A 20,775-nucleotide genomic window follows, 5' to 3' on the forward strand; every position below is an offset into this window, starting at 1 on the left:
TCTCTGCTCTCCTTTCCGACTCACTGGAGGGAAATTATCCCCCGAGGATGGAGAGCCGTCCACGTCATCAATTGCGGTCAAAGAGCTTCCAAGCGTGAGACCATTCCTCGGTAAAGTGTCGGGTTCAACTCGGCCACCTGAGCCACAACATCATCCAGATCGTGATCCGAACAAGTTACCTCCGGATCCAGCAATCGCATCATCCGTCCGGACAGATAGTGGATGCTATTGTTAATCTGAGCCTTTCTAATTCCGCTCATGTCGCGGTCTCGCGCCATAATAGTCAGGGCATGAATTCCCTCTGCTATAAATTGTAGGAGCCTTTGGCGGGTTGATGAGCCGAGCTTGTCGCGTAATTCGTTCATGGCTTCCAATTAGCAGATAATGGCTACTTTCCACCCCATTCGTGACTTATCTTGCGAGGGCCGCACGTCCCATTAGCAGACGGTCGGCTTCGGTTTCGTATTGCGAGCATGTCCCACTTCGTCATTCCCAGCAAAAGTGGGGAGGACGACTTGGTTCAGTCTCCGCTCCCACCCTGTAGTCGACAACAGTTTCCTACACGCGCCGCCTCTGCTCCACGCTGGGCAATGAACCGGACCGACGACACCCCCCGCGCGGCACCTCGCCGCATTCCTTCCTTTCATATCACGCCCGGCCGCAGGCGCGGCGATGGGTGGACGCCCGTGAAGCAGGCCGAGTTCATCGGCGAGCTGGCGGAAACGCGCTCGGTAACCAAGGCTGCGCGGCGAGTGGGTATGACGCGCGAGACGGCCTATCGCCTGCGCCGCCGCAAATGGTCGGCCAGCTTCTGAGCGGCGTGGGATGCGGCGATGGGGCGGCCGGTCATGCCATTCCGGCCAAAGTTCGACGGCGCAGGGCTGATGGTGGCGCAACTGGAGAAGCTCGGGCTGCGCGGACGGGCGCTGGGCATGGCGCGGTCGGGGCCGATCTCTGCCGACGAAGAGGCGCCCCTTTCAAAAGTCACGAATGCCGAACTGGCATGGCGCTGCGAAACGGGGATCTGGAGCGTTATCCTGCGGCGCGGGAAATATGCCGGGGTGATCCGGAAAGCCGACGATTCCGCGCTTCTCCGGCTGGTCGCACGCACTGACCGCCTTGCATGGCGCGGCGCCGTGGACGCAGGGGCAGGTGGAAAGTCACGGGTTTGAAAACATGCCTGGGCGTAACACTACTTCCCTTGCCCTAACGGCCCTTGCGCAAAACCCTCGCGGCCGATCTCGTAGATCAGGTGGACCACCCGTTTGCCCTGATAGCGCTCCAGTTCATACCGCTCCGTGCGCACCGCCCCGATGGCCTCAAGCGCATTGCGCGAGCGGTAGTTGGTGTCGCCGACGCGGAACTCGACCGTGGCGACCTCCTCGAAGGCGTGGGCGAGCATGGCGCGCTTCATCTCGGCATTCACGCCCTTCCCCCAGAATTGCGGGGCGAGGAAGGTCCAGCCGATCTCCACCACGCCGCCTTCCTGCGCGTCGTAGCCGTCATAGCGGCTGTGACCAATGATCCGTTCGTCGCTCTTGCGCAGGACCGCCAGCGCGCCGCCGGACTTCAGCCCTTCATCGAAGAAGGCATCGAACACCTCGCGCCGCCAGCGGTCGTGGATCGGATGTTGTTCCCAGACGGCGGGATCGGAGGCGATTTCGTAGAGCGCCTCGCGGTCATCCTCTGCCAGAGGGCGCAGGACCAGCCGCTCGGTCTCCAGCCTTGGTTGCCGGTCGAGCGTCACCCCTGGTCAGCCCTTGGCGACTTCGCCCAGCGCGGCGATGAACTTCTCGGTATTGCCCGCATGGAGGCCCGCCACGTTGATGCGCCCGGAACCGGCCATGTAGATGCCGTGATCCTCGCGCAGCCTGGCGATCTGCTCCTTGCCGAGCGGCAGCATGGCGAAGAGGCCGTTCTGACCGGCCAGAGCGGCAAGGCCCACGCCGGGCACCTCATTATCCGCGGCGGCCAGCCGGTCCCGCACCCGCCGCATGCGCGCGCGCATCTCGTCCAGCTCTTCGAGCCAGGTGGCCGTCATGCCCGCGTCTTCGAGCAGCAGGCGCACCGCCGCTCCGCCGTGATCGGGCGGCATCGACCAGTTGGCGCGGGCCAGCGCATTGGCATTGGAGGCGATGGCGGGGAGCTGCCCCTCATCGCGGGCCATCATGTAGAAGGCGCCCACACGGTCGCGGTAGAGGCCGAAATTCTTGTCACAGCTATAGGCCACCAGCGCCTCGGGGACACGGGCCAGCACGGTCCGTACGCCCGCGACATCCTCTTCCATGCCCTGCCCCAGCCCCTGATAGGCGATGTCGAGGATCGGCAGCACATCGCATTCGGCGAATGCCTGCGCGATCGCGTCCCACTGCTCTGCCGTGTAATCGATACCCGTCGGGTTGTGGCAGCAGCCGTGCAGGAGCACCGCATCGGCCCCGCCCGCCCCGCGGATCGCGCCAAGCACTGCGTCGAGATTGGCCGTCCCGTCGGCATTTGCGTGATCGAAGGGCACGATTTCGACGCCAACATCTTCGAGGATCTGCGCGTGGTTGGGCCAGCTTGGAATGCCGAGGTAAACCCGCTTCACGCCCGCCTTCGCGGCAAGCGACACGGCCAGCCGGACCGCGCCTGTGCCGCCGGGGGTCTGCATCCCCTCGATCCGACCGGTCAGCGGGGAACCCTTGCCGAAGATATAGGGCATCAGCGCCTTGACGAACCCACTGTCGCCTTCCGGCCCGAGGTAGCTCTTGGAATCCTGGACCTCGAGCAGCTTCTTCTCGGCCTGCTTAATCGCGCGGAAAACCGGGGTCGCGCCCTCATTGGTGCGATAGACCCCCACGCCGAGGTCGATCTTGTCCTCGCGCGGATCGGCCGCATGCATCTTGATCAGGGCGAGAAGGGCGTCGGGAGCCTGTGCGTCGAGTTTGTCCAGCATGCCGCGTTCTTTGCGCAGATATGTTTGAGGCCGCAACCTCAATCGCGGTTGCGGCCCCTCAAACGCGGCTTGTTTTCCCCTGTGTCGTCAGAAGGGGAGCCACTTATGCTCCTTGGTGAACTTCATGTAGCCCGCATTCACGCCCAGCCGCAGCCCTGCGCCGACGCGGATAGGGATCAGCACAATGTCGCCCTTGCGCACGTAGCTGGCATTGAGTCCGCCCACCGCATAGGCCGTGCCTTCCGCCGCGGGGAAGCGTTCGTACAGCTCTTCGGTGTCGTAGAGGTTGTAAACCAGCACGAAGGTGCTGCCCGCGTTGGCGCCCGCATCGAAGCCGACCGAGGGGCCGGTCCAGTAAACCGGCATCTCGCCCTCGATCTTGTGAAACAGCGTGCCAGAACCATAGCGGGCACCCACGATGAAGGCACCGCCGGCTTCGCGGCCCACGATGTAGCCATTGGGCTCGCCCTGATCGGCGAGCAGCTTGCGGATCATGTCGGCCACACCCTTGGCGCCCTTGCCGAACACGCCCTCTGCCGCGCCGATGAGGTCGTCCTCGCGGTAGGTCGTGGCTGGATCGTCGACCTGTGCGGTCTCCACCGCATCGCTGGCCGCCGTCTCTGCCTGCTGTACGTTCCATTGCGGCTGTTCGGCCGGAGTGGCAGGCTCTTGCCAACCGAACCCGGGCTCGCCGGTTCCGGGATTCTGCTCGTCGGCCGGAGGCAGTTCACCCTCCGGCGCTTCGAGGTCGCCGTCGATCGGCGCATCCCAAGCGGCATCGGGGTCGACGCTTTCGACCTGCGCCGCAAGCGGCGTTGCGGCGAAGGAGAAGGCAGCCAAGAGGCTGGCGGCGAATTTGGTGACGGTGTTCATCTCGATCCCTTTTCCCGGCTTCGCGGCTGGCGAGCAAAGCGCTGCACCGCAAACAGAATCCCATTCGAGCAGCCTCGCAATGAAAGGGCGATGAACCGAATCCGAAATGCGCCGAAACGAGTCCGCACCGCGCCCATTGGAAGGAATTGAAGACCCGCCGATTTCTTCCTTGATGGGCGGGGGAGTGCTGGCTATAGCGCGCCCCTCGCAGCCGATGCGCGTCTTGCGGAGACGTGGGTGAGTGGCTGAAACCAGCTCCCTGCTAAGGAGCCATACCTGGTAACGGGTATCGAGGGTTCGAATCCCTCCGTCTCCGCCACTTCCTTTATTCAGCCGACAACGGCTCCCGCGATCAGTGCCTCCACCACTGCCGGCTCCGCCAGCGTCGAGGTGTCGCCGACCTTGTCGGATTCGCCTTCCGCAATCTTGCGCAGGATACGACGCATGATCTTGCCGCTGCGGGTCTTGGGCAATGCGGGGGCGAACTGAATGACATCGGGTGAAGCGATCGGGCCGATTTCGCCGCGCACGAACTGCCGCAATTCCTGCCGCAAATCCTCGCTCTCGGGTTCATCTGCATTCAGGGTGACGAAAGCATAGATGCCTTGGCCCTTCACATCGTGGGGCATCCCGACGACCGCCGCCTCGGCCACTTTGGGATGGGCCACCAAGGCGCTTTCCACTTCGGCCGTCCCCATGCGGTGACCGGACACATTGATCACGTCGTCGACGCGGCCGGTGATCCAGTAATAGCCGTCCTCGTCGCGGCGACAGCCGTCGCCGGTGAAGTAACGCCCCGGATAAGTCGTGAAATAGGTCTGGAAAAATCTTTCAGGATCGCCCCAGACGCCCCTCATCTGTCCTGGCCAGCTCTGGGTGAGGACGAGATTACCCTCGGTGGAACCTTCGAGCAGTGCGCCTTCATTATCGATCAGCGCCGGAAAGATACCGGGTAACGGTTTGGTCGCGCTGCCGGGCTTGGTTTTCGTCGCACCCGGCACTGGCGCAATCAATGCGCCGCCGGTCTCAGTCTGCCACCAGGTATCAACGATTTCGCAGCGCCCTTCGCCCACGACATCGTGATACCAGTTCCAAGCCTCTGGATTGATCGGTTCGCCAACCGTGCCCAGCAAGCGCAACTGCGAACGGTCATGACGCTCCACCCAGTCGTTGCCTTCCCGCATCAGTGCCCGGATGGCAGTCGGCGCAGTGTAGAAGATGGTGACGCCGAGCCTGTTCGAGGTTTCCCAGAAACGTCCGAAATCGGGGTAGCTCGGCACGCCGTCGAACATCACCGTCGTCGCGCCATTGGCGAGCGGACCATAAACGACGTAGCTGTGTCCCGTCACCCAGCCCACATCGGCGGTGCACCAGAAGACATCGTCTTCCTTGGCGCCGAACAGCATGTCGAAAGTCGCGGCAACCCACAGCAGGTAGCCGCCCGTAGTGTGCATAACGCCCTTCGGCTTTCCGGTGGAACCGCTGGTATAGAGGATGAATAGTGGATCTTCCGCGTTCATTCGCTCCGGCGGACATTCGGCAGAAACCGAGCCACGCAAATCGTGCCACCAGCGATCACGGCCCTCGACGAAATTCACCTCGCCTCCTGTGCGCCGAACCATGATGACGGCTTCGACCGGGGCTTTCGCGAGCGCCTTATCCGCATTGGCTTTCAGCGGAATACGCTTCCCTCCGCGCACACCCTCATCGGCAGTGACGAGCAGCTTGGCGCCGCAATCCCGGATACGGTCGGCAAGACTGTCTGGCGAAAAGCCGCCGAAAACGACCGAGTGGATAGCCCCGATCCGCGTGCAGGCCAGCATGGCAAAGGCGGCTTCCGGAATCATCGGCATGTATATCGCGACACGGTCGCCCTTCCCCACCCCGCATTCCTTCAGCGCATTGGCAAAGCGGCAGACTTCCTCGTGCACCTGTCGATAGGAAAGGCTGTAGCCTTCGCCCGGCTCGTCTCCCTCGAAGACGATCGCGGTCCGATCACCGCTCGTATCGAGGTGCCGGTCGAGGCAGTTGACCGAGACGTTGAGTTCGCCGTCGTCGAACCAGCGGATGCCGAAATCCGCCTCTTCGAATGAGCTCTTGTTTACCTTGGTCGGAAAGCTGTCCCAGTCGAGCCGCCCGGCTTCCTTCAGCCAATAGCTTTCCGGATCGCGCTGTACCGCTTCATGCCGTGCGGCCAGTTCCTGCTTCGCATCCATTTCGATTATCTCTCCTCGCTTGCGCCGGGATCATATCGGCCTTGTGCGCGGGCGCAATCGTCCAGTCCGACTATCGCCCCAGCTTGACACCGAACCAGATGGTTCGAGGCGTACCCAGATCGATCGATCCACCCTGGTTACGCGTGACGATTTCCGCATCGGTCAGGTTTTCGCCGCGCATGACGAATGAGATATCGCGGCTCAGTGGCAGCTGGACATATGCATCCAGCGTGGTGACTGCCGGCAGGACATCGCTTTCAAGATCGTCTTCGAACTGCTTTCCGACATGGCGAACGGTTGCAGCCACCCGCCCCGTCTCGCCAATCCGGTAGCTTAGTGTCGCGCTGCCGACCCAAGCCGGAGTCTGCGAGGGGCGATTGCCGTCGAAGGCCGCTCCAGCCTGTTCCGCCGCGGCATCGGTATAGGCAATCGAGCCGTCGAACCTCACTGCTCCAAGTTCGAGACCGGCGTTCGCCTCGACCCCACGGGCGTGAATGGCATCGATATTCTGCCGCTCACGCGTCACCGCATCGAGTGTCACATTTGCGATTGCGCCTTTCACCCGGTTGTCGAAAGCGGTCGCCGAGAATGCAAGCGCATCGCTTGGCGAGAAATCGATCCCTGCCTCAAATCCCTCCAACCGCTCATTGGCAAGCGCGGCGTTGGCATTGGTAGTGACGGGGAAGACCACGAATGGCCGGTAGAGTTCGTTGAGCGTGGGGAGGCGAAGCGCGGTGTAGGCTGCAGCACGCAGCTTCAAACCGCCGCCTGCATCGAACAGTGCTCCTCCGCGGAAAGATTGCGTCCATCCGGCGCGATCGGAATAGGTTTCCTCGAGAAGAACCGCACCCGCGGCATTGCGCGCGGTATAGAAGCCCTCGCGGATCGTATAACGATCAAGCCGCGCGCCCGCAGTGAGCGTCAATCGACCCAGCAGCAGATCGTCTTCGACGAAAATGCCGAGGTCGGTATTTACACCGCCTGCATTGCGCCGCTCGCTTATCGCGCCGGTGAAAGCACTGATGGCGGTTTCGTAGAGCTCGCCTTCGCTACGCCGGTAGTCGATCCCCAGGCGCAGCACATTATTGTCACCCACAGGAGGTCGGATCTCGAACTTGCCACCTAGACCGGTCGCGGGTGTGTTGCGCTGGTCGAGCACGGGAACGAAGCGCGTCGAACTGACGACGACATTTGTGAAATTGCGCGCCTGGACGTAAGCGAGCGCATCGAACTTCCACTCGCCGCGCCCGACAAGGCGAAGGCTTGCATCCTGACCGCTGCTCGAACTGTCGGCGCCTTCGAACCGCAGGGTCCGCCGATCGTCATAAGCCAAGCCGCGTGCCTGCAGTTCGATCGTATCGGTTAGCGGTGCGACGCCGCGCGCCTGCACGGACCAGCTATCGTACTGCGCCCTGGCAGACGCATCGACGCGTTCGGCTTGCGGTGTGGTGAAAAAGCCCTTGCCGCGATCCCAGCGGCCGGAAACGACGCCGAAACCCCTGCCCAGATTGCCAGCAAGATGTGCCGTACTTTCGGTTTCGCCGCGATCATTGACGTAGAGATGACCGCCGAATTTGCCGAGCGTCTCCAGGTCGGCGCTGTTGAATTCGATCGCCCCCGCCAGTGCACCTGCTCCGAATGGCCCTGAGCCCCCTCCACGCGTTACAACGACATTCGCGAGGCGCTCTGGTGCGATGGCGCTGAAAGGTATGAAACCGAAAAAAGGATCGGCCATCGGGACGCCGTCGAGCAGGACCAGCGCACGGCTCGTAGCATTGCCACCGAGAGAACGCAGCGTCGCCCCTTGTGCACTGGGGTTGGAAGAGCGGCTGTCCGACCGGCGAAACTGCTGGAATCCGGCAACCGAGGAGAGGGCATCCTCGATGCGTCCCGAACCGGTGGAGATCAGTTGGTCGCTGTCCAGCTCCTGCGTGTCATAGGCAGACGATGCCGGGGATGGCGGCAGCCCGGTCCCGATGACCACGATGGCCGGTTCTTCAACAGAGGGATCGACTTCCGCCGGTTCCACTCCTTGGGCAGTGGCATCGGCAGCGCATAGGGCAGATATGCAGGCCGCCGAAACAAAAAGGGTTGCAGGTTTGATCTGATTTACTCGCATCGATTTTCCGCTTCTGAAACGATGCATGGATGGGGGTCAACCGAATTAGCCGCTTGCGAACCTCCAAAACTACCGATGTAGCTATCTTACGTCTCGGCCGAGTTCTGAGTCTCAGGCAATCCAGACAGCCATGCTCACACTGGTGCCCGGTCCGCCATTGCACGCATGGGATTTTCCCGAATGCGACAGGTATTGAAACCGCAAGCCCGTTTCCTAGTTTTACTAATGCCGGATGCCAGAACGGGTCCGGCTGGACAGAGAGCGTCGGCTCTTTTGTTTCCGACGCCTCTCATGCCCAGATTGCTCAACATGGAGGATTTGGAAATGAGAACTGCATTTGACCTGACCCCATATCGACGCTCGACCGTCGGTTTCGACCGACTGTTCGACGCGCTGGAGAACAGCTTCCGTGCCGAGACGCCGGATGGCTATCCGCCCTTCGATATCGTCCGCACCGGCGATGACAGCTATCGCATCACGCTGGCGGTGGCAGGCTTCAGCCCCGATGAAATCGAGATCACCGCTCAACAGAACCAGCTCGTTATCGCCGGACAGCATACCGATCGCGAGGAGGAAGGCGTAGAGTTCGTGCATCGCGGCATCGCAACGCGCGCGTTCGAACGCCGCTTTCAGCTGGCCGACTTCGTCCAGGTGCGGGGCGCCGATTACGAGAACGGCATGCTTTCGATCTCGCTCGAACGTGTCGTCCCCGAAGCGATGAAGCCCCGCAAGATCGCCATCGGTGGTAGCGGGCCCGTCAACGACGATCCCGCGCAGCTGCCTGACAATAAGGCGGCCTGATAACGTCCCGCGGTCAGAGCGATAATTGCCGCAAGGGTCGGCCTTCCACGACCGGCCCTTGTTCGCGCCTAGCCGCCCGGCTCGAGCTCCAACCGGGCCGTGCGTTCTTCTCCGCCGCGTAGCAAGGTCACTTCCACACTCTGCCCGATCCGGAAATCGTCAAGCCGCGCCAGCAATTCGCCGACTCGTGTGACGCGTTCGCCATTCAGCGCAGTGATTATGTCGCCCGGCACCACGCCGCGGCGGGTACGCTGCGCTGCAGTCAGCCCCGCCCGGTCTGCCGCCGATCCGGGTTCGACCCGTAAGACGAACACCCCCTCAACTCCGCTCGCACGCTTAAGGCGATCGTTGACATTCTCGTCGCTGTCGATGCCCAGTGTTGGGCGTGTATAGCGACCATCGGCGATTAGCTGCGGTACCACGCGCATCACGGTGTCGATGGGAACCGCAAATCCTATCCCGGCCGACGCGCCCGAGGGGCTGTAGATCGCCGTGTTTATACCGATCAGCCGTCCGGCAGAATCAAGCAGGGGGCCTCCCGAATTGCCCGGGTTGATCGCCGCATCGGTCTGGATGAGATTGCGTATATCGGGTCCGCCTTCGTTGGGTAGAGACCGGTCGAGTGCGGAGACGATCCCCTTGGTAAGCGTCCAGTCGAGCCCGAAGGGATTGCCGATGGCAAACACGTTCTGCCCGACCAGCAAATCCTCGCTCGTGCCGATCGGAACGCGGCCCGGCGCCCTGAATCCCGCCCCACCGATCCTCAGAACCGCCAGATCGTGCTCGGGGCTCGCACCGACCAGAGAGGCTGAAAACTCGCGTCCGTCCGCGAGCTGGATCTGTGCCTCCGAGGCACCTTCGATAACGTGGTAATTGGTGAGGATATGCCCGGCATCGTCCCACACCAGACCCGATCCGGAACCGCGCGGCACGCTGTAGATATTGCGTGACCAGAAATCCGTCACACGCTGCCGCGTCGAAATGAAGACGACGGATTCGCGGGCGTTCCGGAACAGCTCGATGGTCGCGCGTTCATCAGCAGCAAGTTCGCCGCGCGGTGTCACGGTTGGCATTTGCGCGGCGGGGGTCGATTGGGTGAAAAGCAGCGTGGCTACGGCGGTCAGGAGCAATGCGTTCATGGCTACAAGCACGATTATCCAGGGACGAAAGGTTCTACCAGACTCGACAAGCGAATTTCGCATTGCGGCCATCTAGTCCTTAAACCGCTGCAATCAATAACCGCAGCGCTCGGTCGGTCAGATGCGAACCTGTCATTTCATTGCCGTGACCGGAGAGCAAACGATGTCGGAGAATAGAAGTGGCGGAGAGGGAGGGATTCGAACCCTCGATACGGTTGCCCGTATACCGCATTTCGAGTGCGGCGCATTCGACCACTCTGCCACCTCTCCGCATATCGGGTGCGCTTGAATGGGCCTGGGCCCGGGTCGAAGCGAGCGCGCCCATTAGCTTTGCAAGCGAGCATTGCCAACCCCTTTCACGCGCAAAATCGGGGGATTCTGCGGCTCCGACGGTTGTCTGACCGGCAAGGCATCCCATATCCTCGCCAGATATGGACAAAGCATCGTTTTTTTCCGCACAGGCTGGCCGCACACTTGAAGCGCCACGCCGCATTCGCACGCGCTTTACAATCGGCGATGTGGTTCGCCACAAGGCGTTCGATTTTCGCGGAGTGATTTTCGACATCGATCCGGTCTTCGCGAACAGCGAAGAGTGGTACCAATCCATTCCGGAAGAAATTCGCCCCGATCGCGAACAACCATATTACCACCTGCTCGCCGAGAGTGATGACAACGACTACGTCGCATATGTCAGCCAGCAGAATTTGGTCGGTGACTCCATAGCAGGTCCAGTGTCCCATCCCGAAGTGCATCGTTATTTCGAACAATTTGAAAACGGACGTTACCGGATGCGGCAAAGCCTCACTCACTAAGCTCCGAGGGTCACGGAGCGGGTTCATGATTGGCTGGGTGATTAACCCCCAAAACAAACCCGCAGAAAAGTAAGTGGTGCCGCTTACGTGACTCGAACACGTGACCCCATCATTACGAATTAGATGCTCGCCTTCTCGGTGAGATTGCCCAGCCTCCTTAGAGGATTGTGAGTTTACTTCCCTATGTTCTGTTGATGTTCCCGCTATTTCCCGCTACGGTGCTTGCTAGAAACGGAGCTAGCAATCACGATGGCGAGCGGAAACGTCACGAAGAGCAGCGTTGATAACCTCCAGCCGGGGGTGAGGGACGCTTTCCTGTGGGACAAGAAAATTCCCGGCTTCGGGGTGAAGGTCACTCCCAAGGGGAGCAAGGTTTACCTGTATCAATACAGGATGGGCGGGCGCGGTTCGAAGGTTCGGCGCTTCACCATTGGCAAACACGGCCCGATAACTCCGGATGCTGCCCGCAAGGAGGCCTCACGGCTGGCCTCGCTTGTGCTGCAAGGCGAAGATCCACAGGCACAGCGGCAGGACCGCAGAAAGATCGCCGTTGAAAAGGCGTTCTCGCGCTATCTCGATCACTTCGCGGAACACTGCCTTAGGGTGGATTGGAAGGCCTCTGCCGATGAAGTCGAGGCGATGCTACGCACTTATGCCTTGCCGGTTCTCGGAGATAAGCCCCTGCCCGATATTACCGCGCAGGATATAAGCGCGGTTCTTCGGCCTCTCCGCAACAGGCCTGCCTCGCGCAGCAAATTGTTCGCTGTCATGCGCCGCCTGTTTCGATGGGCCAAGAGCGAGGGCGACTTAATCACCCCTTCGCCAATGGCAGACATGGAAACGCCTGCCCCTCCCCCTTCCCGTAAACGTGTCCTGAAAGATTGGGAGCTTGCGCTGGTGTGGGATGCTGCGGCCACGCTTGGCTATCCGTTCGGCCCGATGGTCCGTGTTTTAATACTGACGGGTCAGCGCCGTAACGAAGTCTCGGACATGCCTTGGCAGGAATTGGATCACGCCGAACGGTTATGGTCGCTGCCGGAAGAGCGCGCCAAGAATGGCGAGGCCACCAACGTTCCCCTGTCTTCGCTGGCGATGGCTGAATTTACCGGCATCGCCAAGGGCAAGAAGAAGGCGGAATGGCCTCGAACTGGCTTTGTTTTCACCACTACCGGCAAGGCTCCGGTGTCTGGCTATTCTCGCGCCAAGGCCCGCTTGGACAAGGCTGTCACCAAGGCGAATGGTGGGCAGCCGCTTGAGGATTGGACCCTTCACGATCTGCGCCGCACGCTGGCAACAGGGATGCAGCGGCTGGGCGTTCGGTTCGAAGTGACAGAGGCAATTCTAAATCACAAGTCTGGCTCCAGGTCGGGGATCGCGGGCGTTTATCAGCTTCACGAATGGGCTGACGAAAAGCGCGCCGCCCTTGATGCGTGGGCGCGACATATTCTTTTACTGACCGGCGGTGAGCACGGAAGCAACGTGGTCAGTCTCTCGAAAGTGCGGGCTTAATGGCCCACGGTGGCAAACGAACTGGCGCTGGTCGAAAAGAGACGCTGGACCTAATGAGCCGCCTGCACGTGGGTGCCCGCGCTCACAATTTCCAAGCCAAAATTGCACGCCGCAAAGCGATGGCTAAATTCGATCAAGCCATGATTGAATCGGGGGTCAGTGAGGCGCAAGAAAAGTCTCGTTCGATGTTGCGAACAGAAGGGCTCGAACACTGGCAGAACTCGTTTGAAGGTGAAGATGCGAGAGATGATTTAGGCTTTAGTCTGCTTACTTATCATCGAATGTCTGATGAACACGATCCTGAGGATGCGCCCCGTCTCGTGTCACTGACTTGAGGGCCGTACGGAACACGAAACCATGTTTACGCCGTCGTCGCGAGATGGGCGAGCTGGTACTATGGCGCGCCTATTACTCCGAGACGAATCCGCGCCTATTGGGCCGAGTACCGCCGATTTCAGCGAGAAACTTGATTTCTGGCATGGTTCAAATCCCGGCGAATCACCACTGGTAATCATCCATCCCGCAAGGCCCCTCAATGTGAGGGGTCGGATGGAGAAACACAGTGAAGAAGCTTCACACTGAAGAAGAAGAGGCTGCCCGTATCGGGCTTGCTCCGAAGACCCTTGCTAATCAGCGTTGTCGTGGCGATGGCCCCCCATTCCTCAAGGTGGGGCGGCTAGTCCGATATGACCCCGAACTTACCGACGCATGGCTTTCTGAGCGCGTGCGTCACTCTACCTCTGATCTGGGATTGGCCTAAATGGGCGTGGTCAGAACGGGGAACGCTACCCCTGAAAAGCGAAAGGCCCGTCCGGTGCTATCACCGAAAGGGCCTCTCATCGAAACAGCGCTGGCGTGCATTAATTTCGATGGGTTCGATATAGACGAAACTAGGCGCTTTGGCAATGCACTGTTGCGGGCGCGGGATGCTTGGGCTGACGATAACCGGAATGGCCGACGCTATTCCGACAAAGATACAGCACAGCGGCGGAACAGTCTGGCGAAATACCGCCAAGGCGGTGTGCGATGAGCGATATGAAGCTCAAGCAATGGGATGGCCGCACATGGTTCATTCCGGAGCCGGAAGGTTTTGTTCGCGGCCTCTACAAGTTCTCGCAACTGGAGGCTCACGACCTGCTCAAGCTCGGTCGCAGGCTGAATGAATGGGAGGCGCGGTTTCTTCAAACCGTGTTCTATCAACACGGCAGCCTAAGCCATGCTCAACGGCATTGGCTTCGCTGGATCGGCAAGCGCCACGGCATTTCGCAGGTGGCGGCATGATGCTCTCAATCCAAACTAAGTCGGTGCGCTGGCAACTGCGCATCGGCGACCATCGCCTTGACCCGTATTATGGCAAAGAGGCGTCCTCTCTCCTCAAGTATGTGCCCTTCTGGTCTCCCGATGATCGGGCATTGCTGAATCATGTTGCGGGCGGCGGTCACGTGACCAGCCGGGAAGTCGCGCAGTTCTACGCCTGCCGCTCCCACTTCTATGACTTATTCAGAGAGGGCACGCTATGACTGCAATGCTCGACCTTGAGCAAATCCGCGATGCCAATCCTCTACCAAGCGTGGTCGGTGGTGTCGTGAAGATCCATAAAGCGGGACGGGAATGGAAAGCATGCTGTCCCTTCCATCCGGACCGCTCCCCCTCCTTCACCATCTACAGCGGCGGCAAACGCTTCATGTGCTTTGGCTGCGGTGCGGAGGGCGATGTGTTCGACTTCGTGTCACGCCTGCACGGCGTTGGCCTTCGGGATGCTGCCGAAATGCTGGGCGCGGGCGATGTAATCACTACGGAGATTGCGCCCCTTCCGCCAGCCGATGAGGGTAGCGATAGGTTCGAGGAAGCACGTTCGATCTGGCGGGCAACATTGCCAGCCAACGGAACGCTTGCAGAGACGTATCTACGCTGGCGCGGAATATCCGTGGCAATACCTCCGACAATCCGGTTCGCTTCTCTCCGTTACGGCAAGCGCGGGCGTGACTATCCAACGCTCGTTGCTGCTGTCTCGGATGCGGACGGAAAGCTCTGCGGCATACAGCGCACCTATCTTGCTGACGATGGCAAGGGGAAGGCTGACGTTCCCAAGGCTAAGCTGTCGCTTGGCAAGGTGCGTAGCGGTGCAATCCGGCTGGCCCCTATCTCGCGTAAGCTGGTGGTTACTGAAGGCCTGGAGGATGGGCTGTCACTTCACGAAGCTCTGGGGGTCTCGGTATGGGTGGCCTGCGGGGCCTCGATGCTGCCGAGTATGCGCCTGCCTGATTTTGTCCGTGACGTAGCGATAGGCGGCGACAATGACGCGGCTGGGCGAGCGGCTGCCGAGAAAGCGGGTAAGGCTTTCACTGAGCGCGGGCATGGGGTCCGGGTGTTCTACCCCTCCGCACCGCACAAAGATTTCAACGATGAATTGGTGGGGAATCGCGCATGACTGCCGCGACGATGAAAAGCGCATTCGAGAATGCGGAAGTGGTGAGCCTGTGGGGCGAGCCGGACATGTCTGTTCTTACGGCAGGGCGGCGCAAGGCGGTCCCTATGCCGGGGGATATGTTTGGCGACCTGTGGCCGATGATAGAGGACTTTGCGGAAGGGGCCGGTTCCGCTCCTGATTACCCCGCCCTGTCCCTGCTATCCTCTGCCGCGTCTCTGATCGGCGGCAAGCGTAAGGTCCAGCCTTACGCCGACATTGCGCAATGGCGTGAGCCTGCAATCCTCTGGATAGCTGGTGTTGGCGATCCCTCGTCCAATAAGTCCTCGGGCCTAGAGTGCGTTATGGAGGGGCCGCTAAAGCGTCTCGAAGAAGCCTATTCCGAGCGCCACAGTAACGCGCTCCGGGATCACACTGGCGAACTGGAGCGTGCGAGGGCAGAGCGGGCCGAATGGCAGGAGTCCGTAAAGAAGGCCACCAAGGACGGGCTTGATACTCCCGCTATGCCTATGGTCGCTGTCGAGCCTGAACAGCCACAGCGCCGCCGTATGGTGGTCAAGGACGTTACGCCGGAAGCTATGGCCTCGATCCTGTCGGGCAACCCTGCCGGAACATTGCACTACCGCGATGAGCTTTCCGGCTGGCTGGCGAGCTTTGACAGATACGCTCCAGGTGGGCGGCAATTCTGGCTTGAGGCATACGGCGGGCGCTCGTTCGTTATCGACCGCAAGGGGCAGGATGGCCCGCTTACAATCCCGTTTACGGGCGTTTCGGTCGCTGGTGGCATTCAGCCTGACAAGATGATCCCCCTTATTACGGGGGCCGATGACGGTCTGGTGGCGCGCTTCTTGGTTTCATGGCCTGAGCCTCGCCCGTTCTCTCGCCCTAAGCGGTGCGGAGATAGCGCAAGGCTGGAGGCAATCTATCGCCGCCTTGATGAGCTTGATTGGGCAGAGAACGAGGTTGGCGACAAGGTTGCCCGCATCCTCACCCTGTCGCCCGCTGCCGCCGACATATTCGACGAATGGGCCAAGGGTAACGAGACGGGCATTGATGATGCCGGATCGCTGTTCAAGAACTTCTGCGGCAAGCTCAAGGGTGTGGTGCTGCGCCTGTCTCTGGTTGTCGAACTTTTGAAGTGGGCAGACAATGGCGGCGATGAACCAAGGGAAGTCTCTGCGCAGACGGTAGGCCTCGCTGCTGACTTCGTGGACCTTTACTGCAAGCCAATGGCCCTTCGGGTTTATGGCGATGCTGCGATGTCTCAAAGCGAACGGAACGCGGCTGTGCTTGCCCGCTATATCCGGGGCCTGCGTCTTCAGAAATTCAACGCTCGTTCTCTTCGCCGGGGCGCTGGCTATCCCGGACCAAAGAAGCCGGATGAACTGGACGCGGCCTTAGCACACTTGGTTGAGGGTGATTGGATATTGCCGGTTGCAGAGCGTGACGGGGATACTCCGGGGCGCAAGGCGCATAACTACATCGTCAATCCTAAGGTCCTGTCCGATGGGTAAGTGGTCGGACAGAGCAAAGCAGATTGAGGAAGGCCAGCCGCGTGCCAATAGTGCCAATAGTGCCATTAGCCCCCCTATTGACACTAATGACACTAACGGCACGGCCTCGCCGGTTCGCATTCTCAAGCACTGGCATAGCAAGCTGGTCGCCCTCGATCCTGAAAACCCGCCCGACGGATTCGGCGCTAAGGAATGGTGGCAACTCTGGCTGGATGCGTGCTGGCTTTACGAAACTCACGCGGACTATGCTGTGCGCAACGGGTGGACTGCACAAAGCCTGTTCGGGGTGAACGTGGACAATCCGCCTGCCGGGGGAATGGCCCAGCTTCTACAATCGTCCCGCTCTGTCGTGTTCAACGGTCCTCGGGCTGTGGTGCGGAGCTACGGCGTAACCTTCAAACGCAACTCGGCGTGGGCTGAGGGTTGCCCGCTCATTTGGGAGTTAGGGAAATGAACGCCGATTGGGGGTCACAGAATGTCACGTGACAGGGCAGAGGGCAAAAAAGAGGCCCGCTAGCGTGGTGCTGGCGGGCCTTAGTGTTGGGGTAGGTTTAGGGGTTCACCCGAATAGGCGCTGTGCATCCTTCGCCAGTGCGTCGGCAACCTCGCCGTTCTTGGTCCACTAGTATAGGTTCGCCATGTCTAACGCGTTCTTCATGTTCCTAGCGATGGTCGGGGTCATGGCCTTATTGGCGATTGGCCCTTGGGTGAAGCTCATGACTGCGGCAGACGACAAGGCCCGCTTGCGCGCCCTTCCGATGGCGGCGACCGGCACGGTGCTGTTCCTTGGCGTGTTCGTTCTCTTCGGTATAGTCACCGCAATAACCGAATTGATCTAGTCTAACCCGGCCCGATACGCTTGGGTCTCGATCCAGAACGTGTGCAAGGCGGAAGGTGGGCGACCCGTGCGCCCTCGATAGTCCCACGCTTAATCAGAATCGTTACAGAAACTTTGGTGCGATCATCTCGTTTTGATGGGATGTTCGAGTTCTTCCGACACAGCAAAGCGGCCATTGCCACATTCATGCTGGTATTGCTTTTTGGGTATGTCGCGAGAGAAGCAATAGGCAGGGTGTATGGTGCGGCAGAGGCAATAGTGTTGATCGACGCCCTTTCCCGCGCAGGGCTTTATCTCGGAGCGGCAGTTGCCACCGCTTCGGCCACAACGATAGCGCTCATGCTCACGATGCTAGGCGTAATCCGAAATGTCGATGAAGACTTCGACATAACGACCTATCGAAGCATCAGCAACATTGCGAAGCTGGCAACTGTTTCTCTCCTCACCAGCCTGTTGCTACTCTTGGCTTTTGTCCTGCCCACTGGCGAGTTCGAAAAGATGCCCACTCAGTGGTTCTCAATCCTCTACGAATGTCTGTTCGCCACCACTGTAATCATGGTGGCCCTCAGTGCCGCTATGGTGGTCAAGATTTACGTTACGATCCAGCGGGTGATTTCAAAGATTACTCCTGGGGGCGATATTTAGAGGCCTGAGGCGAAGCTCAGCCAGTTTACTCGCCCACACCATCTCCAGCCTCGATCCCAAACGGAACATTATGGAAACGAATGAGACGGCTGGCCCTGTCAGTCACTTGACTTACGCGTAAAATTGTGCTAAGCGAAACCCTGCACTTCGATGAATTATTGAGCGTGCGCCCATCGTCGAGACGACAGAAGGGGAGAGGGAATGCAGACTTCGCGAATTTCATTCCGGGCCAGCCCGTCCATTGAGGCGGCGCTGGCCCTTCGTGCTCAACGGGCAGGCTGCTCCGTTTCCGAATATCTCCGTTCGATGGTGCGTGAGAAGGTGGGGCTACAGTGACCCCGCAACCGGCCTCTCTAGGCTCGATCCTGTCAATGGCGCTGCAATCGACTTCTGCCCAGCAAGGGTGGCTGGCGGAAACTGCGCGCTTTCATTCGGCACAGGTTCTTGCTGCCGATGTGGCTGGCGAGCTTGGCGAAGATCAGGGGAAGGTGTGGGACAGCCTCACCCTCATTCCGGACAACATGCTTTCACTTTTGGATCATCCGCAGGGCTGGTCGGCACTGGCTGCCTATCTCGCGGACGATCTTAGGCGAGCGCCTACGGGCTACGCTCCCACGGTTCACTAACGGACGATGGCGGGGAACATGAAACACACAGGACAAGACGAACTCCCAAGCGGTGCCGCCCGGCGCACGTATGGGGCCGGGGTCTGGCTACCCCCTGCCGGTCGGACCCCGGCAACCAATCTCATTCGCGGAGGGGTGGCGGTATGATCGAGGAAGAGGACGGCAACACCTCGACAACCACGGCAACGCCAGTGGGGGGTCTTTCGCCCTACACCTATGCTTGGACTCGCCTAAGCGGTGAAGGTTCGCCCAACTCTCCGACAATGGCGACAACCAATTTCGGGGCTACAATATTTCCGGTAACGGAGTTCGGGTTCTTCCGCGTCACAGTAACAGATTCGGTCGGGCAGACTGCAACGGCCACTGTCTCGGCAACCTTCCGCAACCTTGGCGGTGGTGGTGGCGGGGAGATCCCCGCTTAGCGGGGAGGGGCTTATATGGCAGAACCGAAAAATAACGGCAGGAAACCGGATGGGACGTTCGCACCCGGCAACTCTATGGGGGGGCGCACTCCCGGCTCGCGTAACAAGACAACGCTTGCTGTCGAGGCATTGCTAGAGGGCGAACATGAAGCCCTGACGCGTGCCGCAATCAATAAGGCGCTGGAGGGGGACACTACCGCCCTGCGGCTGTGCTTGGATCGTATCTCACCGGCAAGGAAAGACTCGCCCGTTACCTTCGCTCTGCCTGCGATCCGTTCGATAGAGGACGCGGTTGCCGCATCGTCTGCCTTGCTGGCTGCTGTGGCGGCTGGTGAAGTGACACCCGATGAGGCGGGGCGGGTAATGTCGCTGCTGTCCTCGCACAAGCAGCTAGTGGAAACCTGCGACCTCGAAACCCGATTGGCCGCTTTGGAGGCAAAGCAATGAATGGAATTAAGCGAAGGCTGTCCGCGCTGGAAGGGGTGAGGCGGGAAGGCTCGCTATCCCCATGGGCAAAGCAGTGGCTTGGCATTCAGTTGACCAGCGAAGAAAAAGACCGAGTGGATAACGAAAGCCCGCCAGTGTTCGATGGCGATCTAAGCGGCTTTTCAAAGGAGGTTCGAGAATGGTTGCAGCAATAAAGCGGAGGCTGGAAGCCTTGGAAACGCGAACGCTCGGCGGGTTCGTTCCGTGGGTGCGGATTATCCAACACGTAGGGCAGACGGAAGCGGAGGCCACGGCAGACTATGAGGCAGAGCATGGCCCTATCGGTGAGAGCAATTCCATCCTGCGTGTGATTATCCGGAAGCCGGGGTGCCATGCCTAGATTAGCTACCAGACTTCAAAAGCTGGAAACGGTGAGCCAGCCGCCCACGCTGCGTCCTGTCCTGCTGGTCACGCCTGAAACCGATGTGGATGCGGAGCTTGCTGCATGGCAATCACGCTACGGTCCATGTGAGGCTGAGCCGCTCCTGATCCACCTTGTCGGCTTAGCGCCTTCCTGATCCAAAACCGGACATTCCGCAAACGACCCGATTGCGGTCAAAGCGCAAAAAAGGGTTGCGAATGCCGCTAGAAGATCGCTGGACGATGCAATTTTATGGTCAATTGGTGGGGAGATGCGATGTCGATCTCGGCGTCGGTCATTCTGTCGATCTTGATTCGAACATGCTGGCTATTGGAAGAGACGTAAGCCGGTTTCCTTGCGCTAAGCCTAGAACGTAGTTCCTCGATGTCGGAACACGCTTCACGAAATAACTCCTCCTCAGCGATGCAACGATAAGCAACTTCTTTGTCGCCATTCAGGAAGGCGCTATAACGAGCGAGCCCCCAAGCCACTTGCTCATGATCAATGACGGCCAGGTCCGATACTGCGATATAACCTTCGCTCGGACATCCACCTGAGGAATCCGCCAACGCAATCTGCCGCTCGCTTCGCATTCCCTTTTGCCTGTCGACCCACCAAACCTTAGTATCGTCTGACTCTCCAGTCGGTGTCAGTTTGACTAGCCATTGTGTGCGAATGCAAGAAGCACCTTTGCGCAATGCCTTTTCATTGAGGACGAGCGCAGACGAAGGGCGGAAGGTTCGAGAATGGCGAAGGGTCTGGCTTACAATTGGCTGTGAGGCACGCTCTTCAAGTATTAACTCTCCAAGTTCTTCGGCGGGGACCGAAGATGGCTCAGGAATTGCAACGAGAATGGCGGATAAAACTACGGGAAAAATGACTGAGTGCATGCAAGACACATTCTTTCAGTGTCAACGCCCTGTCAATCATGATGCCTACTTGTCAGGCATTGTCCGCTTCCCACCCCAGAAGTTGCCGCTTTGGCCCCGCATCGCAGGTGCCAAGAGCGGACGGGCAGATCGGCTACTCCGGCAGCAGCGGGGGCCGAAGC

At 60.0% G+C, this 20,775-nt stretch carries 27 protein-coding genes and 2 tRNA genes; 20 read left to right on the plus strand and 9 right to left on the minus strand.

The annotated features are described in order from the left end of the window. Window positions 1–77: 77 nt before the first annotated feature. Window positions 78–365: a hypothetical protein gene (locus tag K3180_RS12245; protein WP_221541235.1), complete on the minus strand. Its 288-nt coding sequence runs from the start codon at window positions 363–365 to the stop codon at window positions 78–80. Between the two features lie 225 nt (window positions 366–590). On the opposite strand from K3180_RS12245, the gene K3180_RS12250 reads away from it, so the two are divergent. Together K3180_RS12250 and K3180_RS12255 are read left to right on the plus strand one after the other, a co-directional pair. Further along, complete coding sequence (locus K3180_RS12250; RefSeq protein ID WP_221541236.1) at window positions 591–815, plus strand: terminase small subunit; 225 nt, start codon at window positions 591–593, stop codon at window positions 813–815. A gap of 33 nt (window positions 816–848) precedes the next feature. Next, the gene (locus K3180_RS12255; RefSeq protein ID WP_221541237.1) at window positions 849–1,172 is read left to right on the plus strand and encodes a hypothetical protein; all 324 of its coding nucleotides are present in this window, start codon (window positions 849–851) and stop codon (window positions 1,170–1,172) included. Window positions 1,173–1,192: 20 nt separating this feature from the next. Here the strand turns inward: K3180_RS12255 and K3180_RS12260 are convergent, their stop codons facing one another. From K3180_RS12260 to K3180_RS12270, 3 genes are all read right to left on the minus strand, one after another. Then, complete coding sequence (locus K3180_RS12260; protein ID WP_221541238.1) at window positions 1,193–1,747, minus strand: GNAT family N-acetyltransferase; 555 nt, start codon at window positions 1,745–1,747, stop codon at window positions 1,193–1,195. Between the two features lie 6 nt (window positions 1,748–1,753). Further along, entirely contained in the window at window positions 1,754–2,935 is a 1,182-nt protein-coding gene (locus tag K3180_RS12265) for an amino acid aminotransferase (protein ID WP_221541239.1), read from the minus strand. A gap of 87 nt (window positions 2,936–3,022) precedes the next feature. Next, the gene (locus K3180_RS12270; protein ID WP_221541240.1) at window positions 3,023–3,808 is read right to left on the minus strand and encodes a DUF1134 domain-containing protein; all 786 of its coding nucleotides are present in this window, start codon (window positions 3,806–3,808) and stop codon (window positions 3,023–3,025) included. Between the two features lie 227 nt (window positions 3,809–4,035). Here K3180_RS12270 and K3180_RS12275 point away from each other — a divergent pair. Continuing rightward, window positions 4,036–4,127: transfer RNA gene (locus K3180_RS12275), tRNA-Ser, on the plus strand. A gap of 10 nt (window positions 4,128–4,137) precedes the next feature. Here the strand turns inward: K3180_RS12275 and acs are convergent. Then, window positions 4,138–6,024 carry an acetate--CoA ligase gene (acs, locus tag K3180_RS12280; protein WP_221541241.1) on the minus strand — a complete coding sequence of 629 codons (1,887 nt, stop codon included), beginning with the start codon at window positions 6,022–6,024 and terminating at the stop codon, window positions 4,138–4,140. Window positions 6,025–6,094: 70 nt separating this feature from the next. Next, window positions 6,095–8,170 (minus strand): TonB-dependent receptor plug domain-containing protein, encoded by a 2,076-nt coding sequence (locus K3180_RS12285; protein WP_247710534.1) that lies wholly within the window; start codon window positions 8,168–8,170, stop codon window positions 6,095–6,097. A gap of 297 nt (window positions 8,171–8,467) precedes the next feature. Between K3180_RS12285 and K3180_RS12290 the strand changes: the two genes are divergently transcribed. Further along, entirely contained in the window at window positions 8,468–8,944 is a 477-nt protein-coding gene (locus K3180_RS12290; protein ID WP_221541242.1) for an Hsp20 family protein, read from the plus strand. 68 nt (window positions 8,945–9,012) lie between these two features. On the opposite strand, the gene K3180_RS12295 is transcribed toward K3180_RS12290, so the two are convergent. Both K3180_RS12295 and K3180_RS12300 read right to left on the minus strand, forming a co-directional pair. Beyond that, window positions 9,013–10,083, minus strand: coding sequence for a S1C family serine protease (locus K3180_RS12295; RefSeq protein ID WP_247710535.1), 1,071 nt, complete (start codon window positions 10,081–10,083; stop codon window positions 9,013–9,015). 180 nt (window positions 10,084–10,263) lie between these two features. Continuing rightward, window positions 10,264–10,353 (minus strand) — tRNA-Ser (locus tag K3180_RS12300). 161 nt (window positions 10,354–10,514) lie between these two features. On the opposite strand from K3180_RS12300, the gene hspQ reads away from it, so the two are divergent. The 16 genes from hspQ (at window position 10,515) to K3180_RS12375 (ending at window position 19,881) form a co-directional block, all read left to right on the plus strand. Beyond that, window positions 10,515–10,895 (plus strand): heat shock protein HspQ, encoded by a 381-nt coding sequence (hspQ, locus tag K3180_RS12305; RefSeq protein ID WP_221541243.1) that lies wholly within the window; start codon window positions 10,515–10,517, stop codon window positions 10,893–10,895. A gap of 249 nt (window positions 10,896–11,144) precedes the next feature. Beyond that, window positions 11,145–12,404: a tyrosine-type recombinase/integrase gene (locus K3180_RS12310; protein ID WP_221541244.1), complete on the plus strand. Its 1,260-nt coding sequence runs from the start codon at window positions 11,145–11,147 to the stop codon at window positions 12,402–12,404. 53 nt (window positions 12,405–12,457) lie between these two features. Beyond that, window positions 12,458–12,739, plus strand: a complete 282-nt coding sequence (locus K3180_RS12315; protein ID WP_221541245.1) for a hypothetical protein — start codon at window positions 12,458–12,460, stop codon at window positions 12,737–12,739. A gap of 691 nt (window positions 12,740–13,430) precedes the next feature. Further along, complete coding sequence (locus K3180_RS12320) at window positions 13,431–13,685, plus strand: hypothetical protein (protein WP_221541246.1); 255 nt, start codon at window positions 13,431–13,433, stop codon at window positions 13,683–13,685. Next, on the plus strand, window positions 13,682–13,924 hold the full coding sequence (locus K3180_RS12325; protein WP_221541247.1) for a hypothetical protein: 243 nt from the start codon (window positions 13,682–13,684) through the stop codon (window positions 13,922–13,924). The genes K3180_RS12320 and K3180_RS12325 overlap by 4 nt, the downstream gene beginning before the upstream one ends. Then, the gene (locus K3180_RS12330; protein ID WP_221541248.1) at window positions 13,921–14,835 is read left to right on the plus strand and encodes a DUF7146 domain-containing protein; all 915 of its coding nucleotides are present in this window, start codon (window positions 13,921–13,923) and stop codon (window positions 14,833–14,835) included. Before K3180_RS12325 ends, K3180_RS12330 begins: the two co-directional genes overlap by 4 nt. Further along, complete coding sequence (locus K3180_RS12335) at window positions 14,832–16,346, plus strand: DUF3987 domain-containing protein (protein WP_221541249.1); 1,515 nt, start codon at window positions 14,832–14,834, stop codon at window positions 16,344–16,346. Before K3180_RS12330 ends, K3180_RS12335 begins: the two co-directional genes overlap by 4 nt. Then, window positions 16,339–16,800, plus strand: a complete 462-nt coding sequence (locus K3180_RS12340; RefSeq protein ID WP_221541250.1) for a hypothetical protein — start codon at window positions 16,339–16,341, stop codon at window positions 16,798–16,800. Before K3180_RS12335 ends, K3180_RS12340 begins: the two co-directional genes overlap by 8 nt. A gap of 202 nt (window positions 16,801–17,002) precedes the next feature. Beyond that, entirely contained in the window at window positions 17,003–17,185 is a 183-nt protein-coding gene (locus tag K3180_RS12345; RefSeq protein WP_221541251.1) for a hypothetical protein, read from the plus strand. A gap of 140 nt (window positions 17,186–17,325) precedes the next feature. After that, window positions 17,326–17,829: a hypothetical protein gene (locus K3180_RS12350; protein WP_221541252.1), complete on the plus strand. Its 504-nt coding sequence runs from the start codon at window positions 17,326–17,328 to the stop codon at window positions 17,827–17,829. Between the two features lie 201 nt (window positions 17,830–18,030). Further along, entirely contained in the window at window positions 18,031–18,165 is a 135-nt protein-coding gene (locus K3180_RS13035) for a plasmid mobilization protein (RefSeq protein ID WP_425594528.1), read from the plus strand. Then, window positions 18,162–18,455 carry a hypothetical protein gene (locus K3180_RS12355; protein WP_221541253.1) on the plus strand — a complete coding sequence of 98 codons (294 nt, stop codon included), beginning with the start codon at window positions 18,162–18,164 and terminating at the stop codon, window positions 18,453–18,455. Before K3180_RS13035 ends, K3180_RS12355 begins: the two co-directional genes overlap by 4 nt. A 437-nt stretch (window positions 18,456–18,892) precedes the next feature. Continuing rightward, window positions 18,893–19,324, plus strand: a complete 432-nt coding sequence (locus K3180_RS12360; RefSeq protein ID WP_247710536.1) for a DUF5681 domain-containing protein — start codon at window positions 18,893–18,895, stop codon at window positions 19,322–19,324. After that, a complete protein-coding gene (locus K3180_RS12365) occupies window positions 19,321–19,518 on the plus strand; it encodes a hypothetical protein (RefSeq protein ID WP_221541254.1) in 198 nt (65 codons plus the stop codon). Before K3180_RS12360 ends, K3180_RS12365 begins: the two co-directional genes overlap by 4 nt. Beyond that, window positions 19,503–19,703, plus strand: coding sequence for a hypothetical protein (locus K3180_RS12370; RefSeq protein ID WP_221541255.1), 201 nt, complete (start codon window positions 19,503–19,505; stop codon window positions 19,701–19,703). Before K3180_RS12365 ends, K3180_RS12370 begins: the two co-directional genes overlap by 16 nt. Then, window positions 19,696–19,881: a hypothetical protein gene (locus K3180_RS12375; protein ID WP_221541256.1), complete on the plus strand. Its 186-nt coding sequence runs from the start codon at window positions 19,696–19,698 to the stop codon at window positions 19,879–19,881. The genes K3180_RS12370 and K3180_RS12375 overlap by 8 nt, the downstream gene beginning before the upstream one ends. Before the next feature lie 67 nt (window positions 19,882–19,948). Here the strand turns inward: K3180_RS12375 and K3180_RS12380 are convergent, their stop codons facing one another. After that, window positions 19,949–20,614 carry a hypothetical protein gene (locus K3180_RS12380; protein WP_221541257.1) on the minus strand — a complete coding sequence of 222 codons (666 nt, stop codon included), beginning with the start codon at window positions 20,612–20,614 and terminating at the stop codon, window positions 19,949–19,951. Window positions 20,615–20,775: the final 161 nt, after the last annotated feature.

The sequence above is a fragment of the Qipengyuania huizhouensis genome (assembly GCF_019711635.1).
Lineage (GTDB): Bacteria > Pseudomonadota > Alphaproteobacteria > Sphingomonadales > Sphingomonadaceae > Qipengyuania > Qipengyuania huizhouensis.

Excerpts from the sequence above, each read along its gene's own strand:
- K3180_RS13035 (WP_425594528.1), top strand. The coding sequence starts at position 18,031 with ATGCAGACTTCGCGAATTTCATTCCGGGCCAGCCCGTCCATTGAGGCG.
- K3180_RS12315 (WP_221541245.1), top strand. The coding sequence starts at position 12,458 with ATGAGCCGCCTGCACGTGGGTGCCCGCGCTCACAATTTCCAAGCCAAA.
- K3180_RS12350 (WP_221541252.1), top strand. The coding sequence starts at position 17,326 with ATGTTCGAGTTCTTCCGACACAGCAAAGCGGCCATTGCCACATTCATG.
- K3180_RS12265 (WP_221541239.1), bottom strand. The coding sequence starts at position 2,935 with ATGCTGGACAAACTCGACGCACAGGCTCCCGACGCCCTTCTCGCCCTG.
- K3180_RS12270 (WP_221541240.1), bottom strand. The coding sequence starts at position 3,808 with ATGAACACCGTCACCAAATTCGCCGCCAGCCTCTTGGCTGCCTTCTCC.
- K3180_RS12290 (WP_221541242.1), top strand. The coding sequence starts at position 8,468 with ATGAGAACTGCATTTGACCTGACCCCATATCGACGCTCGACCGTCGGT.
- hspQ (WP_221541243.1), top strand. The coding sequence starts at position 10,515 with ATGGACAAAGCATCGTTTTTTTCCGCACAGGCTGGCCGCACACTTGAA.
- K3180_RS12330 (WP_221541248.1), top strand. The coding sequence starts at position 13,921 with ATGACTGCAATGCTCGACCTTGAGCAAATCCGCGATGCCAATCCTCTA.
- K3180_RS12335 (WP_221541249.1), top strand. The coding sequence starts at position 14,832 with ATGACTGCCGCGACGATGAAAAGCGCATTCGAGAATGCGGAAGTGGTG.
- acs (WP_221541241.1), bottom strand. The coding sequence starts at position 6,024 with ATGGATGCGAAGCAGGAACTGGCCGCACGGCATGAAGCGGTACAGCGC.
- K3180_RS12320 (WP_221541246.1), top strand. The coding sequence starts at position 13,431 with ATGAGCGATATGAAGCTCAAGCAATGGGATGGCCGCACATGGTTCATT.
- K3180_RS12360 (WP_247710536.1), top strand. The coding sequence starts at position 18,893 with ATGGCAGAACCGAAAAATAACGGCAGGAAACCGGATGGGACGTTCGCA.
- K3180_RS12310 (WP_221541244.1), top strand. The coding sequence starts at position 11,145 with ATGGCGAGCGGAAACGTCACGAAGAGCAGCGTTGATAACCTCCAGCCG.
- K3180_RS12365 (WP_221541254.1), top strand. The coding sequence starts at position 19,321 with ATGAATGGAATTAAGCGAAGGCTGTCCGCGCTGGAAGGGGTGAGGCGG.
- K3180_RS12250 (WP_221541236.1), top strand. The coding sequence starts at position 591 with ATGAACCGGACCGACGACACCCCCCGCGCGGCACCTCGCCGCATTCCT.
- K3180_RS12245 (WP_221541235.1), bottom strand. The coding sequence starts at position 365 with ATGAACGAATTACGCGACAAGCTCGGCTCATCAACCCGCCAAAGGCTC.
- K3180_RS12340 (WP_221541250.1), top strand. The coding sequence starts at position 16,339 with ATGGGTAAGTGGTCGGACAGAGCAAAGCAGATTGAGGAAGGCCAGCCG.
- K3180_RS12285 (WP_247710534.1), bottom strand. The coding sequence starts at position 8,170 with ATGCATCGTTTCAGAAGCGGAAAATCGATGCGAGTAAATCAGATCAAA.
- K3180_RS12380 (WP_221541257.1), bottom strand. The coding sequence starts at position 20,614 with ATGCACTCAGTCATTTTTCCCGTAGTTTTATCCGCCATTCTCGTTGCA.
- K3180_RS12375 (WP_221541256.1), top strand. The coding sequence starts at position 19,696 with ATGCCTAGATTAGCTACCAGACTTCAAAAGCTGGAAACGGTGAGCCAG.
- K3180_RS12295 (WP_247710535.1), bottom strand. The coding sequence starts at position 10,083 with ATGAACGCATTGCTCCTGACCGCCGTAGCCACGCTGCTTTTCACCCAA.
- K3180_RS12370 (WP_221541255.1), top strand. The coding sequence starts at position 19,503 with ATGGTTGCAGCAATAAAGCGGAGGCTGGAAGCCTTGGAAACGCGAACG.
- K3180_RS12345 (WP_221541251.1), top strand. The coding sequence starts at position 17,003 with ATGTTCCTAGCGATGGTCGGGGTCATGGCCTTATTGGCGATTGGCCCT.
- K3180_RS12325 (WP_221541247.1), top strand. The coding sequence starts at position 13,682 with ATGATGCTCTCAATCCAAACTAAGTCGGTGCGCTGGCAACTGCGCATC.
- K3180_RS12255 (WP_221541237.1), top strand. The coding sequence starts at position 849 with ATGCCATTCCGGCCAAAGTTCGACGGCGCAGGGCTGATGGTGGCGCAA.